Origin of the sequence: Pseudomonas sp. 2822-17 (assembly GCF_002742485.1) — a bacterium.
GTDB lineage: Bacteria > Pseudomonadota > Gammaproteobacteria > Pseudomonadales > Pseudomonadaceae > Aquipseudomonas > Aquipseudomonas cyclaminis.
The window spans coordinates 294,643-310,601 of record NZ_LJRZ01000300.1 but is presented as its reverse complement, the minus strand read 5'-3'; the positions used below and the strand labels follow the sequence as shown (position 1 = coordinate 310,601).

Below are 15,959 nucleotides of genomic sequence, written 5' to 3'. Positions count from 1 at the left end.
GCTGCAGGGCCTTGACACCCGTGACTGCCCAGTCTTGTAGGGGCTTTACGACACGAGTATCCTCGGCGGTCCGTCGACCAACAGTAAAAGCGGAATGCCGATATGTCTGATTTGAAAACTGCCGCTCTCGAATATCATGCCCATCCTCGTCCAGGAAAGCTGAGTGTAGAGCTCACCAAAGCCACTGCCACTGCCCGCGATCTGTCGTTGGCCTACAGCCCTGGCGTGGCTGAGCCCGTACGTGAAATCGCTCGTGACCCTGAGCTGGCTTACAAGTACACCGGCAAGGGCAACCTGGTTGCAGTGATTTCCGATGGCACCGCGATTCTCGGCCTGGGCAACCTCGGCCCATTGGCATCCAAGCCAGTGATGGAAGGTAAGGGCGTGCTGTTCAAGCGCTTCGCCGGCATTGACGTTTTCGACATCGAAGTCGACTCCGAAAGCCCGCAGGCCTTCATCGACACCGTCAAGCGCATCTCCATCACTTTCGGTGGCATCAACCTGGAAGACATCAAGGCACCTGAGTGCTTCGAGATCGAAAAGGCCCTGATCGAGCAGTGCGACATTCCGGTATTCCACGATGACCAGCACGGCACCGCGATCGTTACCGCGGCCGGCATGATCAACGCCCTGGAAATCGCTGGCAAAACCCTGTCCGACGCCAAGATCGTCTGCCTGGGCGCCGGTGCTGCGGCCATCTCCTGCATGAAGCTGATCGTGAGCATGGGCGCCAAGCTGGAAAACATCTACATGGTCGACAGCAAGGGCGTGATCCAGTCCGAGCGTACCGACCTGAACCAATACAAGGCGATGTTTGCCCACCCGTCCTCCAAGCGCACCCTGGCTGACGCCCTTGACGGTGCAGACGTGTTCGTTGGCCTGTCCGGCCCGAACCTGCTGAGCGCTGAAGGCCTGAAGTCCATGGCGGCCAACCCGATCGTGTTCGCCTGCTCCAACCCTGATCCGGAAATCGCTCCGGAACTGGCTCACGCCACCCGTAGCGACGTGATCATGGCCACCGGCCGTTCGGACTACCCGAACCAGGTCAACAACGTTCTGGGCTTCCCGTTCATCTTCCGTGGTGCCCTGGACGTTCGCGCCAAACGCATCAACGAAGAGATGAAAGTGGCTGCCGCCAACGCCCTGCGTGAACTGGCCAAACTGCCAGTGCCTCAGGACGTGTGCGACGCCTACGGCGGCGCCAAGCTGGAATTCGGCCGTGAGTACATCATTCCGAAACCAATGGACAAGCGCCTGATCACCCTGATCTCCGATGCCGTGGCCAAAGCCGCCATCGAGACCGGTGTGGCCACCCTGCCGTATCCGAAGAACTACCCGCTGCAAAGCGTGGATGATGTGTTCAACGGCTAAGCCGTTGTAGCGCACCAACAAAAAGCCCCGGCTCGTGAGAGTCGGGGCTTTTTGCTGGGGTGTGTCTGTGGAGATCAAATGTGGGAGGGGGCTTGCCCCCGATGGCGGTGTGTCAGTCACTCGATGAGTTGGCTGGTCCACGGCTATCGGGGGCAAGCCCCCTCCCACATTTGGTTCTGCGTAGGCTTGAGGTCCAGGTTAGAACAGGTCGATCGGCGCCGCCTCGTCCGCCGGCAGCGGGCTGCCCGGTGCAACGCCGTTACCCAGCTCATTGACCGAAGGCGGCGTGTCTTCGCTCTTGAACAGCTCGAAGTACGCGTTCGGCGTGCTTGGCGATGCCGCACGGCCACTCACCGGGTCGATCCGCAGGCTGAGGATGCCTTCCGGCTCCGGCTGCGTATGCAGCGGCTTGTCCTTCAGCGCCGCGCCCATGTAGCTCATCCAGATCGGCAGCGCGACCGTGCCGCCGAACTCGCGGCGGCCGAGGCTTTCCGGCTGGTCGTAACCGGTCCACACGGTGGTCACGTAGTCGGCGTTATAGCCGGAGAACCAGGCATCCTTGGATTCGTTGGTGGTACCGGTCTTGCCCGCAATGTCCGCACGGCCCAGGGCCAGGGCACGGCGGCCGGTGCCTTTTTTGATCACGTCTTCGAGGATGCTGTTAAGGATGTAAGTGGTCCGGCCATCCACGATGCGCTCGGCCACGGCGGGTGCCTGCGGCTCCGGTGCAGCAGCATTTGCGGCTGGCGCAGCGCCTGGGGTTGGCTCAATGGTGATACCGCCATTGCTCGGCGCTGCCAGCCCGTCAGTGGCTGCCACACCGTTGACCACATCGCCCGGCACTCGCGGCGGGTTGGCGGTGAACAGGGTATCGCCATTGCGGCTTTCGATCTTGTCGATCAGGTACGGCGTGATCTTGTAGCCGCCGTTGGCAAACGTGCTCCAGCCGGTAGCGATTTCCATCGGTGTGAGCGTCGCGGTGCCGAGGGCCAGGGACAGGTTCGGCGGCAGGTCCGACTTGTTGAAGCCAAAGCGCGTGATGTAGTCGATGGTCTTGCCAACGCCCATCGCCTGCAGCAAGCGGATCGATACCAGGTTGCGCGACTTGTACAGCGCCTCGCGGATACGGATCGGGCCGAGGAAGGTGTTGGTGTCGTTCTTCGGGCGCCAGACCTTGTCCAGGTACTCGTCGACAAATACGATCGGCGCGTCGTTGACCAGGCTGGCAGCGGTGTAGCCGTTATCCAGTGCGGCGCTGTAGATGAACGGCTTGAAACTTGAGCCCGGCTGACGCTTGGCCTGTGTGGCGCGGTTGTAGTTGCTCTGCTCGAAGGCGAAGCCACCCACCAGGGCGCGGATTGCGCCGTTCTGCGGGTCCAGCGAGACCAGCGCGCCTTGGGCCAGCGGTACCTGGCTGAATTTCAGGCTGTCGTCTTTTTGGCGTAACACGCGGATCAGGTCACCCACTTGGGCCACGTCCGACGGCTGCTTGGGCATCGGCCCCATGCTGTTGGTATTCAGGAATGGGCGCGCCCACTTCATGCTGTCCCAGGCGACATGGGCTTCGCCGGCACGGGTCAATACCTGCACGCCGTCTTTCTTCACCTGGGTCACGATGGCCGGCTCCAGGCCACTGATTGCGCGTTGCTTGCCCAGCTCGGTGGTCCAGGCGCTGAGGGTTTTGCCCGGCAGGCGCGATTCAGGGCCACGGTAGCCGTGGCGCTGGTCGTAGGTGATCAGGCCCGAATGCACTGCGTCATTGGCGATGTCCTGCAAGTCGCTCGGAACCGTCGTGGTCACGCGGAAACCTTCGGTGTAGGCCTCGCTTCCATAACGGCCTACCATCTCGGCACGCGCCATTTCGGCAATGTAGGGGGCGTTCACTTCCGGCGTCGGCACGTGATAGCTGGCGTTCAGCGGCTCGGCTATCGCGTTCTCATAAGCGGCTTGGTCGATCTTGCCCAGTTTGTACATGCGCCCCAGGATCCAGTCGCGGCGCTCTTTGCTGCGCGCCGGGTTGGCCAGGGGGTTGAAGCGCGAAGGCGCCTTGGGCAGGCCGGCAATCATCGCCATCTGCGCCAGGCTGGCGTCGCGAATGGACTTGCCGTAGTACACCTGGGACGCGGCTTCGATGCCGTAGGCGCGGTTGCCCAGGTAGATCTTGTTGACGTACAGCTCAAGGATCTCGTCCTTGGTCAGCTGACGTTCGATCTGCAATGCCAGCAGGATCTCGGTGGCTTTGCGCGAAAAGCTGCGTTCGCTGGTGAGGAAGAAATTCTTCGCCACCTGCATGGTGATCGTGCTGCCACCCGATTGAATGTGTCCGCTTTTTACCAATTGCGTGGCGGCGCGCACCAGGCTGCTGGGGTCGACGCCATAGTGATTGGCAAAATTATCGTCTTCGGCAGACAGCAGGGCGCTGATGAAATTGGGCGGAATGTCGGCAAAACGGATCGGTGTGCGGCGCATTTCGCCGAACTCCGCGATCAGTTTTTCATCGCTGCTGTAGACCCGCAAAGGAATCTGCAACTGGATACTTCTGAGTGCCTCTACGGAGGGCAAACCCGGACTAAGGTAGAGGTAGGCCCCGCTGAGTACGAGCAGCAGCCCGCAGACGATCGCGACAATGGAGTACCCGAAAAACTTCAGCAGACGAATCAAGGCTTTTGGATTTCCAGAGAAAAGAATGGGTTACGCGTCGGGGCATGCATGGCAAACGATGGATCAACCCGAGCTGCAGATAAAAGCGGGGAAAAACGCTGGGCATTAAAGCATTTTTCGCCTTGGGGCGTCATTCGCGGCGCTTGAACAAGTCGACCGAATGCAGGGTGTACAACAGCAATCAGGCGGTATGACAGGCAAAGTTTTAGGGAGTTTTATGGGAAAGGGATTTTTCAGGCGAAAAGTCGACACCGTCCTGGGTGTCGACATCAATGAAACGGCGATCAAAGTGGTTGAATTGAGCCGTTCAGCCAGCGGTTACATCGTGAAAGGCTACGCCACACAAGGGCTGCCGGCTCATGCGGTAGTCGACGGCACCTTGCTGGACCTGGAAGGCATAGGGCAGGCGCTGCACCTGGCTGTGTCCAGGCTGCATACGTCTGCCAGGCAGGCGGCGGTTGCCGTGGCGGGCCCTTCGGTCATTACGCGGGTAATCGAAGTGCAGGCGGGGCTCGACGACGACGAAATGGCGCGCAGGATTCAAGCGGAGGCGGATCAATACATCCCTTACCCGCTGGAGGAGGTGGCGCTGGACTTTCAGGTGCAGGGGATGTCGGAGCAGGATCCGACTCGGGTCGAAGTATTGCTGGCGGCATGTCTGAAGGAGCATGTCGAGGCCCGTGAAGCAGTTTTGGCCCTGGCGGGGCTGGTTGCCGGTGTGGTCGATGTCGAAGGGTTTGCATTGGCGCGCGCTTGCAGTCAGGATTTCGCCAGCTTCACACCGGGCCATCGAGTCGATGGTAAACAGTGGGTCGTGGATGCCCCAGGGATGGGAGTCGCTTGCGGGTTGGCCCTGAGGAGTTTCGCTGGATGACACGAATCAATCTTTTGCCTTGGCGCCAGGCGCTGGCGGAACGGCGGCGTAAATATTTCCTGATGCTGCTGGCGGCGTTTGCCTGCGTGGCGCTCGCAGCGGTGTGGCTGGCGGATCAGGTGATCGACCAGGCCATCGACCGGCAGGTGACACGAAACAATCATGCGGCCAAGGACGTCGCCGTCCTGGACTCGCGCATCAAGACCATTGACGACCTGCAGATGCAAAGCCAGCAACTGGCAGAACGCATGAAGGTTGTGCAGGACCTGCACGATAATCGCTCTGCCGGCGCACAGTTGCTGGATCAACTGGCCCGTGCGGTGCCTGATGGCGTGCACTTGCATGAGGTTGTGGCCAAGGGCGATACCGTGAGTATCAGCGGCAGTGCCGAGTCCAGCCAGGACATTGCCCAGTTGATGCGTCGCCTTGAAGCCTCCGAAGGCGCCCATTCCACACGCCTGCAGCATGTGCGAACCGAGGGCACTCGCGGTAACAATGAATTCCAGTTGATGGTGCGCCAGGGAGAATCCTCCGAGGCCCAGCCATGAGCCTGCCCAGGCTCGAATTTTCCGCGCTGACTCACCACGCTGCAAAATGGCCCTTACCTGGCAGGGTTCTGCTGGGCTGTGCGCTGGCCGCTGTGGTACTGGCGGTGGGCGACCTTGTATACCTGGGCCCGTCGCGGGAGCGGCTGCATCAGGTCGAGATGCAGGAAGCTGCCTTGCAGCAGCAACACGCGGAAAAAACTGTCTTGGTCAACAGCCTTGAAGAGCAGGCTCGCCAGTTCCAACTGATGCAGGAGCAGGTCAGCGGGCTTTTGCAGCAATTGCCTGGTGAGTCCGAAATGCCCGGTTTGCTGGAGGATATTGCGCGGTTGGCATTGGCCAATGGGTTGGTGATAGAGAGCATTGCGCCGTTGGATGAGCAGCCTCGGCCGGTCTATAGCGAGCAGCCCGTTCAACTCGGTGTTACCGGCGCCTATCACGACCTCGCGACGTTTGTGAGTGCCCTGAGTGGCCTGTCACGTTTCGCCACGGTGCATGATGTTGCGCTGCGACGAGATGGCAAGCTGCTGAGCCTTGATCTGGTGGTTAAGAGCTATTGGCACAGGCAGCAAGGCGTTAAACGACGTGCGCCTGCCATGCAAGGGCAATCCTTTGTCTATAACGCCTCCGGTCTTCGTGATCCGTTCCAGCCCCTTGCCTTGCATGTCGATCATGCACCTGGCCGGGCAGCTGTCGCCCCAGACCCCGCTCGACCGCGTGGTGTTCTGGAAAGCCTCGCAGTGGATCAGTTCAGCATGGTCGGCACATTGTCTCGTGGGCCGCAGCTCTTCGTCCTGCTGCGCCAGGCGTCGACGGTGCATCGCCTGGCGGTCGGGGATTTCCTGGGGCCGGATCACGGTCGGATCACGGCGATTCATGACGGCCACATAGAATTGGTGGAGTTGTTCCCCGATGAACAGGGTGCATGGCTGGAGCGCCCGCGAACCCTCGTACTAAACCTCAACACATAACGGAATCAAACAATGAAAAGGACTTTCTCGTCCTTCGGTGTGGCGCTATGGATAGCGTTCACGGCACCGATGGCTGCTGCTGTGCCCAATCGTGTGGATCTCATCCAGCTACCGCCCCCCGGCAATGCGCTGTCGGGTGTCTATACAGGTGACAAGCTGAGTCTCAACTTCCAGGACATCGGCCTGCGCGCTGTATTGCAGCAAATCGCAGACGTGGCAGGCCTCAATCTGGTGGCCAGCGACGACGTGCAAGGCTCCATCACCCTACGCCTCAGGGACGTGCCTTGGGATCAGGCATTGGATCTGGTGCTGCAAACCAAAGGCTTGGACAAGCGCATAAAGGCCGGCGTCCTGCTGGTGGCGCCCGCTGAGGAACTGGCTGCTCGTGAACTGCTGACGCTGGAGTCGCGTAAGCAGATGGCCGACCTGGCGCCGCTGCGCCGTGAGTTGTTGCAGGTCAACTACGCCAAGGCGTCAGACCTGGCCAAGCTTTTCCAGTCGGTGAGCGGCTTTGAAGGCACGACGGATGAGCGCGGTTCAGTCGCCGTGGATGACCGCACCAATAACATCATTGCCTACCAGACCGGTGAGCGGCTGGAAGAGCTAAGGCGGATCGTCGCGCAATTGGACATCCCGGTGCGCCAGGTGATGATCGAGGCGAGGATTGTCGAGGCCAATGTCGATTACGACAAAAGCCTGGGTGCGCGCTGGGGCGGGCGACTCAATCGAGGCAATTGGGCTGCCGGAGGTATCCAGAAGCCTCTTCCGGACGGAGCCCAAGCCCCGGAAAATCCGCCCAGCTCGCCGTTTGTAGATCTGGGCTCGCTCACGGGTACCTCAGGTCTTGGTATCGCGTATATCACCGACAACCTGCTACTGGACCTGGAACTGACCGCCATGGAGAAAACCGGTAATGGCGAAATCGTCTCGCAGCCCAAGGTGGTCACCTCCGACAAGGAAACCGCACGCATTTTGAAGGGCACCGAAATTCCCTACCAGGAATCCACCTCCCAGGGTGCTACGTCAGTGTCGTTCAAGGAGGCCTCCCTGTCATTGGAGGTCACCCCGCAAATCACCCCCGATGATCACGTGATCATGGTGGTCAAGGTCACCAAGGATGAGCCCGACTACCTCAACAAACTCAACGACGTACCGCCGATCAAGAAAAACGAGGTCAACGCCAAGGTGCTGGTCAAGGATGGCGAGACCATCGTCATTGGCGGGGTTTTCTCCAATACCCAAAGCAAAGTGGTAGATAAAGTGCCATTTTTGGGCGATGTGCCGTATCTTGGCCGCCTTTTCCGGCGCGATGTGGTGGCGGATAAAAAATCCGAGCTGCTGGTATTCCTGACTCCGCGTATTATGAATAACCAGGCGATTGCTGTGAGTCGTTGATTCTGTGCGAAATTTGATTCTTGTAGGACCGATGGGGGCTGGAAAAAGCACCATCGGCCGTTTGCTGGCCAAAGAGCTGCGCCTGCCATTCAAAGATTCCGACAAGGAAATTGAATTGCGCACGGGTGCCAATATCCCATGGATCTTCGATAAGGAAGGCGAGTTGGGCTTTCGTGATCGTGAGCAGGCGATGATCGCCGAGCTTTGCGGCTGCGATGGCGTGGTATTGGCCACCGGCGGTGGCGCGGTGATGCGCGATGAAAACCGTCGTGCGCTGCATGCCGGTGGTCGGGTGGTCTATCTGCATGCGTCGGTTGAGCAGCAGGTGGGCCGCACCGCTCGTGATCGCAATCGCCCGTTGCTGCGCACGGCCAACCCGGAAAAAACCTTGCGCGACCTGCTCACGCTCCGCGATCCGCTGTATCGGGAAATCGCCGATCTGGTGGTGGAAACCGATGAGCGGCCTCCGCGGATGGTGGTCCTCGACATTCTTGAGCGCCTGCAACGGCTGCCACCCCGTTAAAGACAAGCTCGAAATGCGCTATTCTCGGCGGCGCGCTATCACCCTGCAGGGTGTGGCGTAGAGCCATTAGGCGGTGTCGGATCTCGACGCTGCCGATCGTCAACAAATCTTCAACGCGGGGACACATGCAGACACTTAAGGTCGATCTAGGCGAGCGCAGCTACCCGATCCATATTGGCGAAGGTCTGCTGGACCAGCCCGAGTTGCTCGCACCGCATATTGCCGGGCGGCAAGTGGCGATCATCTCCAACGAAACGGTCGCGCCGCTGTATCTTGAGCGTCTGAGCCGCAGCCTGGCGGCGTACTCAGTGATCTCCGTGATTCTGCCCGACGGCGAAGCCCACAAGAACTGGGAAACCCTGCAACTGATTTTTGATGGCCTGCTCACCGCACGCCATGATCGCCGCACCACTGTCATTGCCCTGGGCGGCGGTGTGATCGGCGACATGGCGGGCTTTGCAGCAGCCTGCTACCAGCGTGGTGTGGACTTCATCCAGGTGCCGACCACCCTGTTGTCCCAGGTCGATTCGTCGGTGGGCGGCAAGACCGGCATCAATCACCCGCTGGGCAAGAATATGGTCGGCGCGTTCTACCAGCCCCAGGCCGTACTGATCGACACCGCGACCCTCAACACCTTGCCGCCGCGCGAGCTGTCTGCGGGCCTGGCGGAAGTCATCAAGTACGGGCTGATCTGCGATGAGCCGTTCCTGACCTGGCTGGAAGAACACGTGGACGCCCTGCGCGACCTCGACCAGGTCGCACTGACCGAAGCGATTTCCCGCTCCTGCGCCGCCAAGGCGTTGGTGGTCAATGCTGACGAACGGGAGTCCGGTGTACGGGCTACCCTGAACCTGGGCCATACCTTCGGCCATGCGATCGAAACGCACATGGGCTATGGTGTGTGGTTGCATGGTGAAGCCGTAGCGGCTGGCACGGTAATGGCACTTGAGATGTCGCAACGCCTGGGCTGGATCAGCGCCCAGGAGCGTGATCGCGGTATCCGCCTGTTCCAGCGCGCCGGCCTGCCGGTGATTCCGCCTGAGGAAATGACCGAGGCGGACTTCCTCGAACATATGGCGATAGACAAGAAAGTGATCGACGGTCGACTGCGACTGGTACTGCTGCGCCACATGGGTGAAGCGGTGGTGACCGACGATTATCCGAAAGAGATTTTACAGGCCACGCTGGGAGCGGATTACCGCGCCCTGGCCCAGCTTAAAGGTTAATAAGATCCCGATGACTAGTTTGCATGCCGACGAGGCGTTCCTCGGCCATTACCACTTAAGCCACGACCCTTTTGCTCCGCGGGTGCCTGGTTTCAAATTCTTTCCGGCCCAGCGCAAGCCGGTGCTCGGGCAACTGCACCACCTCGCACGCTACAGCCAGTTGCTGTTGGTTGTAACCGGCCCGTTGGGCAGCGGCAAAACCTTGCTGCGCCAAGCCCTGGTTGCCAGTACCAACAAGCAATCGGTGCAGAGTGTGGTGGTGTCGGCCCGTGGCAACGGCGATGCGGCTGGCGTGCTGCGCCAGGTTGCACAGTCCCTGGACGTGTCCACTGCCGAACCGAGCGCGATCCTCAAGCAGATCGTGCAACTGGGCCTCACCGGCCAGGAAGTCTACCTGCTGGTGGATGACGCCGAGCAGCTCGACGAATCCGCCCTGGAAGCGCTGTTGGCGCTGGCGGCTGGTACGCCGGAAGGTCGTCCCCATGTGTTCCTGTTCGGTGAGTCGTCGCTGATCGCCGATCTGGAGCAGATCAGCGGTGATCAGGAGCTGTTCCACGTCATCGAATTGCAGCCGTACGAAGAAGAGGAAACCCGCGAATACCTGGCTCAACGCCTCGAAGGCGCCGGGGCCGGTATCGAACTTTTCACGGCAAATCAGATCTCTGATATTCACGAAAGCTCCGACGGCTGGCCTGGCACCATCAACCAGGTTGCCCGCGATGCAATGATCGAAGCCATGATTGCCAGCCGCTCCGCGGTCAAGCGTCCAAAGATGGGGTTCACTATGCCTAAGAAGCACGTACTGGCGATTTCTGCCGTTGTCGTGGTCGCTGTTGCCGCCGCCTGGTTGATCCCGGGTCGCAACAAGGCGCCGACCACCGCCAGCGCGCCAACCGAACAGGCGCAGTTGCCACTGGGCAAGCCTACGCCGAATGTCGAGTTCGCCAACTCCGGCCAACCGACCAACCTGCCAATGGTGGGTCAGCCTGTGATGCGCGGCCCGCTCGCCGAAGAGGCCGGTGGGATCTCCGAAGGCGACGACGGCGTACCGGTAGAGGGCTCCAGCGCCACACCACCGACCGTCACGACCACCGCGCCACCTGCGGGCGTGCCAGCGGGTCAGCCTGCCACCAAGCCAGCCGCCGTGCCGACACCGGCGCCAACCATCGCAACTGCCAAGCCTGCACCTGTCACCAAGCCCGTAGCGCCCGCTCCGGCAGCCAAGCCTGCGCCAGTGACCAAGCCTGTGGAAAAACCTGCCACCGTCGCCAAGGCAGGCGCCGCCGGCAGCAGCTGGTACGCCAGCCAGCCGACCGGCAACTTCGTGGTGCAGATCCTCGGCACCAGCTCCGAAGCCAACGCCCAGGCGTTCGTGAAAGAGCAGGGCGGCGAGTACCGTTATTTCAAGAAAGTGCTCAACGGCAAGCCTCTCTACGTGATCACCTACGGCAACTTCGCAAGCCGTGCCGCAGCTGATTCTGCGATCAAAACCTTGCCAGCGAAGGTCCAGGCTGGTAAACCTTGGCCTCGCACTGTTGCCAGCGTTCAACAAGAACTCGCAACAACTCGCTGAAGATTCGGCGGCCTTACCCAGGCCGCCCTCCCGGCACCTCAAAAAAATCCGCAAGTGCGTGCTGCCCTTACAGGCCGCGCGCTTTGTGGTGTCTGCGTCACAGTAGCTTTTGAGTCGTAGCGGTCAGAATTAAAAAAGTTTTGACTAGCACAGCATATCGCTTTAAACCTTTCATAAATGCGACATAGATTTGCGACATTTCGTCGCTAAATTTGTGAGCGTCTGTGTCGGTGTGTACAATGACCTCCCTTTTGCCCCCGCTAAGCCGGCGTACGTTCGGCGTGGAAGGTAACCGGTTGAATTGAAAAGAAATTTGCCTCGATATAAGAGGCAGCCTGGTGAGAAAGTGTCTATGAAAGCAGGTCTGTACCAACCCGATGAATTCAAGGATAACTGCGGTTTCGGCCTGATAGCCCACATGCAGGGCGAGCCCAGTCATACCCTTTTGCAAACGGCCATCGAGGCCCTGACCTGCATGACCCACCGCGGTGGGATCAACGCCGACGGCAAGACCGGTGACGGTTGCGGCTTGCTGATTCAAAAGCCCGACCAATTCCTGCGCGCTGTCGCCAAACAGCATTTTGCGGTCGACCTGCCCAAGCAGTACGCCGTGGGCATGGTGTTTTTCAACCAGGACCCGGTCAAAGCCGAAGCTGCTCGCGAGAACATGAACCGCGAGATCGCCGCTGCCGGACTGCAGCTTGTCGGCTGGCGCAAAGTGCCCATCGACACCAGCGTGCTCGGCCGCCTGGCCCTGGAGCGCCTGCCGCAGATCGAACAAGTGTTCATCGCAGGTGACGGCCTGAGCGACCAGGACATGGCGATCAAGCTGTTCACGTCCCGTCGCCGCTCGTCGGTGCTTAACGCCGCCGATACCGACCACTACATCTGCAGCTTTTCCCACAAGACCATCATTTATAAAGGCCTGATGATGCCGGCGGACTTGACCGCCTTCTATCCAGACCTGAGCGATGAGCGCCTGCAAACCGCGATCTGCGTGTTCCACCAGCGCTTCTCCACCAACACCCTGCCGAAATGGCCGCTGGCCCAGCCGTTCCGCTTCCTCGCCCACAACGGCGAGATCAACACCATCACCGGCAACCGCAACTGGGCCGTGGCCCGTCGCACCAAGTTCGCCAATGACCTGATGGACCTGGAAGAACTCGGCCCGCTGGTCAACCGCGTTGGTTCCGACTCCTCCAGCATGGACAACATGCTCGAACTGATGGTCACCGGCGGCATCGACCTGTTCCGTGGCGTGCGCATGATCATTCCGCCTGCGTGGCAGAACGTCGAAACCATGGACCCGGACCTGCGTGCATTCTACGAGTACAACTCGATGCACATGGAGCCGTGGGACGGCCCCGCCGGCGTGGTCATGACCGACGGCCGCTACGCGGTGTGCCTGCTCGACCGTAACGGTCTGCGCCCGGCGCGTTGGGTCACCACCACCAACGGCTTCATCACCCTCGCGTCGGAAATTGGCGTGTGGAACTACAAGCCGCAAGACGTCATTGCCAAAGGCCGCGTAGGCCCTGGCCAGATCCTCGCCGTGGACACCGAAACCGGGCAGATCCTCGACACCGACGCCATCGACAACCGCTTGAAGTCCCGTCACCCGTACAAGCAATGGCTGCGCAAGAACGCCCTGCGCATCCAGGCGACCATGGAAGACAACGACCACGGTTCGGCTTTCTACGACGTCGACCAGCTCAAGCAGTACATGAAGATGTACCAGGTCACGTTCGAAGAGCGCGACCAGGTGCTGCGTCCACTCGGCGAGCAAGGCTACGAGGCGGTCGGTTCCATGGGCGATGACACGCCGATGGCCGTGCTGTCCCAGCGCGTGCGCACGCCGTACGACTATTTCCGCCAGCAGTTCGCCCAGGTGACCAACCCACCGATCGACCCGCTGCGCGAAGCCATCGTGATGTCCCTGGAAGTGTGCCTCGGTGCCGAGCGCAACATCTTCCAGGAATCGCCTGAGCACGCCTCCCGCGTGATCCTCAGCTCGCCTGTGATTTCGCCGGCCAAGTGGCGTTCGTTGATGACCCTGGATCGCCCGGGCTTCGACCGCCAGATCATCGACCTGAACTACGACGAAGCCCTCGGCCTTGAAGCCGCTGTGCGCAACGTCGCCGACCAGGCCGAAGAAGCCGTGCGCGCCGGTCGTACCCAGATCGTGCTGACCGACCGCCATATCGCGCCGGGCAAGCTGCCGATCCACGCTTCACTGGCCACCGGTGCAGTGCACCACCGGCTGACCGAAAAAGGCCTGCGCTGCGACTCCAACATCCTCGTCGAAACCGCCACCGCCCGCGACCCGCATCACTTCGCGGTGTTGATCGGCTTCGGCGCCTCGGCGGTGTACCCGTTCCTGGCTTACGAAGTGCTGGGCGACCTGATCCGTACCGGTGAAGTACTGGGCGACCTCTATGAGGTGTTCAAGAACTACCGTAAAGGCATCACCAAAGGCCTGCTGAAGATCCTGTCGAAGATGGGCATCTCCACCGTCACGTCTTATCGCGGCGCTCAATTGTTCGAAGCCATCGGCCTGTCCGAAGAAGTCTGCGACCTGAGCTTCCGTGGCGTGCCAAGCCGCATCAAGGGTGCGCGTTTCGTCGACATCGAAGCCGAACAGAAAGCCCTGGCAGCCGAAGCCTGGAGCGCGCGCAAGCCGATCCAGCAAGGCGGCCTGCTCAAGTTCGTACACGGTGGCGAATACCACGCGTACAACCCGGACGTGGTCAGCACCCTGCAAGCCGCCGTGCAGCAGGGCGACTACGCCAAGTTCAAGGAATACACCTCGCTGGTGGATAACCGCCCGGTGTCGATGATTCGCGACCTGTTCAAGGTGAAGACCCTGGACACGCCGATGGACATCAGTGAAGTCGAGCCGCTGGGATCGATCCTCAAGCGCTTCGACTCCGCCGGTATCTCCCTGGGCGCCTTGTCGCCTGAGGCGCACGAAGCCCTGGCCGAAGCCATGAACCGCCTGGGTGCGCGTTCCAACTCCGGCGAAGGCGGCGAAGACCCGGCGCGCTACGGCACTATCAAGAGCTCGAAAATCAAGCAAGTGGCCACTGGTCGTTTCGGTGTGACCCCGGAATACCTGGTTAACGCAGAAGTGCTGCAGATCAAGGTTGCCCAGGGCGCCAAGCCCGGTGAAGGCGGGCAACTGCCAGGGGGCAAGGTCAACGGTCTGATCGCCAAGCTGCGTTATGCAGTGCCAGGCGTGACCCTGATTTCGCCACCGCCGCACCACGACATCTATTCGATTGAAGACTTGTCGCAGCTGATTTTCGACCTCAAGCAAGTCAACCCGAAGGCCCTGGTGTCGGTGAAACTGGTAGCGGAAGCCGGCGTGGGCACCATTGCCGCCGGTGTGGCCAAGGCCTATGCCGACCTGATCACCATCTCCGGCTACGACGGCGGTACCGGCGCATCGCCGCTGACCTCGATCAAGTACGCCGGCGCGCCATGGGAACTCGGCCTGGCCGAAACCCACCAGACCCTGCGTGGCAACGACCTGCGCGGCAAGGTCCGTGTCCAGACCGACGGCGGCCTGAAAACCGGTCTCGATGTGATCAAGGCTGCAATCCTCGGCGCTGAAAGCTTCGGCTTCGGCACTGCACCGATGATTGCCCTGGGTTGCAAATACCTGCGCATCTGCCACCTGAACAACTGCGCCACCGGCGTCGCGACGCAGAACGAGAAACTGCGCAAGGATCACTACATCGGCACCGTCGACATGGTGGTGAATTTCTTCACCTACGTCGCCGAAGAGACCCGTGAGTGGCTGGCCAAGCTGGGCGTGCGTTCGCTGGAAGAGCTGATCGGGCGTACCGACCTGCTGGAAATCCTGCAGGGCCAGACCGCCAAGCAGCACCACTTGGACCTGACGCCGTTGTTGGGCAGCGATCACATCCCGGCCGATAAACCGCAGTTCTGCGGCGTAGAGCGCAACCCGCCGTTCGATAAAGGCCTGCTGGCCGAGAAGATGGTCGACATGGCCGGTTCCTCGATCAGCGACGCCAGCGGTGGCGAGTTCGTCCTGGATATCTGCAACTGCGACCGTTCCATCGGCGCACGCATCTCCGGCGAAATCGCACGCAAGCACGGCAACCAAGGGATGGCTAAAGCGCCGATCACCTTCCGCTTCAAGGGCACTGCGGGTCAGAGCTTTGGCGTGTGGAACGCCGGCGGCCTGCACATGTACCTGGAAGGCGACGCCAACGACTACGTAGGCAAGGGCATGACCGGCGGTAAGCTGGTGATCGTTCCTCCAACAGGCAGCGTCTACAAGAGTCAGGAAAGTGCCATCATCGGCAACACCTGCCTGTACGGCGCAACGGGTGGCAAGCTGTTCGCCGCCGGGACTGCCGGTGAGCGTTTCGCCGTGCGTAACTCCGGTGCCCACACCGTGGTGGAAGGCACAGGCGATCACTGCTGCGAGTACATGACCGGTGGCTTTGTCGCGGTATTGGGCAAGACCGGTTACAACTTCGGTTCGGGCATGACCGGCGGTTTCGCCTACGTGCTCGACCAGGACAACACCTTCGTCGACAAGGTCAACCACGAGTTGGTCGAGATCCAGCGGATCAGCGGCGAAGCCATGGAGTCCTACCGGAACCACTTGCAGCACGTGCTGGACGAGTACGTTGAGGAAACCGGCAGCGAATGGGGTCGTAACCTCGCCGAAAACCTCGATGATTACCTGCGTCGTTTCTGGCTGGTCAAGCCCAAGGCTGCCAACCTGAAATCGTTGCTTTCCAGCATCCGTGCCAATCCGCAGTGATATGCGCCTGAAGAGTTTGATG

At 60.8% G+C, this 15,959-nt stretch carries 10 protein-coding genes; 9 read left to right on the top strand and 1 reads right to left on the bottom strand.

The window, feature by feature from the left end; all coding sequences use genetic code 11:
* Window positions 1–102 precede the first annotated feature (102 nt).
* Window positions 103–1,371: a malic enzyme-like NAD(P)-binding protein gene (locus AOA60_RS06960; protein ID WP_099583795.1), complete on the top strand. Its 1,269-nt coding sequence runs from the start codon at window positions 103–105 to the stop codon at window positions 1,369–1,371.
* Window positions 1,372–1,569: 198 nt separating this feature from the next.
* Here the strand turns inward: AOA60_RS06960 and AOA60_RS06955 are convergent, their stop codons facing one another.
* Window positions 1,570–4,032: a penicillin-binding protein 1A gene (locus AOA60_RS06955; protein WP_099583794.1), complete on the bottom strand. Its 2,463-nt coding sequence runs from the start codon at window positions 4,030–4,032 to the stop codon at window positions 1,570–1,572.
* 217 nt (window positions 4,033–4,249) lie between these two features.
* On the opposite strand from AOA60_RS06955, the gene pilM reads away from it, so the two are divergent.
* The 8 genes from pilM (at window position 4,250) to gltB (ending at window position 15,937) form a co-directional block, all read left to right on the top strand.
* The gene (gene pilM, locus AOA60_RS06950) at window positions 4,250–4,906 is read left to right on the top strand and encodes a type IV pilus biogenesis protein PilM (protein ID WP_099583792.1); all 657 of its coding nucleotides are present in this window, start codon (window positions 4,250–4,252) and stop codon (window positions 4,904–4,906) included.
* Window positions 4,903–5,454: a PilN domain-containing protein gene (locus AOA60_RS06945; protein ID WP_099583791.1), complete on the top strand. Its 552-nt coding sequence runs from the start codon at window positions 4,903–4,905 to the stop codon at window positions 5,452–5,454. Before pilM ends, AOA60_RS06945 begins: the two co-directional genes overlap by 4 nt.
* Window positions 5,451–6,422, top strand: a complete 972-nt coding sequence (locus AOA60_RS06940; protein ID WP_099583790.1) for a pilus assembly protein PilP — start codon at window positions 5,451–5,453, stop codon at window positions 6,420–6,422. The genes AOA60_RS06945 and AOA60_RS06940 overlap by 4 nt, the downstream gene beginning before the upstream one ends.
* Before the next feature lie 69 nt (window positions 6,423–6,491).
* The gene (locus AOA60_RS06935; protein ID WP_099583788.1) at window positions 6,492–7,817 is read left to right on the top strand and encodes a type IV pilus secretin PilQ; all 1,326 of its coding nucleotides are present in this window, start codon (window positions 6,492–6,494) and stop codon (window positions 7,815–7,817) included.
* Window positions 7,818–7,821: 4 nt separating this feature from the next.
* Complete coding sequence (aroK, locus tag AOA60_RS06930; RefSeq protein ID WP_010213757.1) at window positions 7,822–8,340, top strand: shikimate kinase AroK; 519 nt, start codon at window positions 7,822–7,824, stop codon at window positions 8,338–8,340.
* 125 nt (window positions 8,341–8,465) lie between these two features.
* Window positions 8,466–9,566, top strand: a complete 1,101-nt coding sequence (gene aroB, locus AOA60_RS06925; protein WP_099583787.1) for a 3-dehydroquinate synthase — start codon at window positions 8,466–8,468, stop codon at window positions 9,564–9,566.
* A gap of 10 nt (window positions 9,567–9,576) precedes the next feature.
* Entirely contained in the window at window positions 9,577–11,139 is a 1,563-nt protein-coding gene (locus tag AOA60_RS06920) for an SPOR domain-containing protein (RefSeq protein WP_099583785.1), read from the top strand.
* A 352-nt stretch (window positions 11,140–11,491) separates the two neighbouring features.
* Window positions 11,492–15,937, top strand: coding sequence for a glutamate synthase large subunit (gltB, locus tag AOA60_RS06910; protein ID WP_099583784.1), 4,446 nt, complete (start codon window positions 11,492–11,494; stop codon window positions 15,935–15,937).
* Window positions 15,938–15,959: the final 22 nt, after the last annotated feature.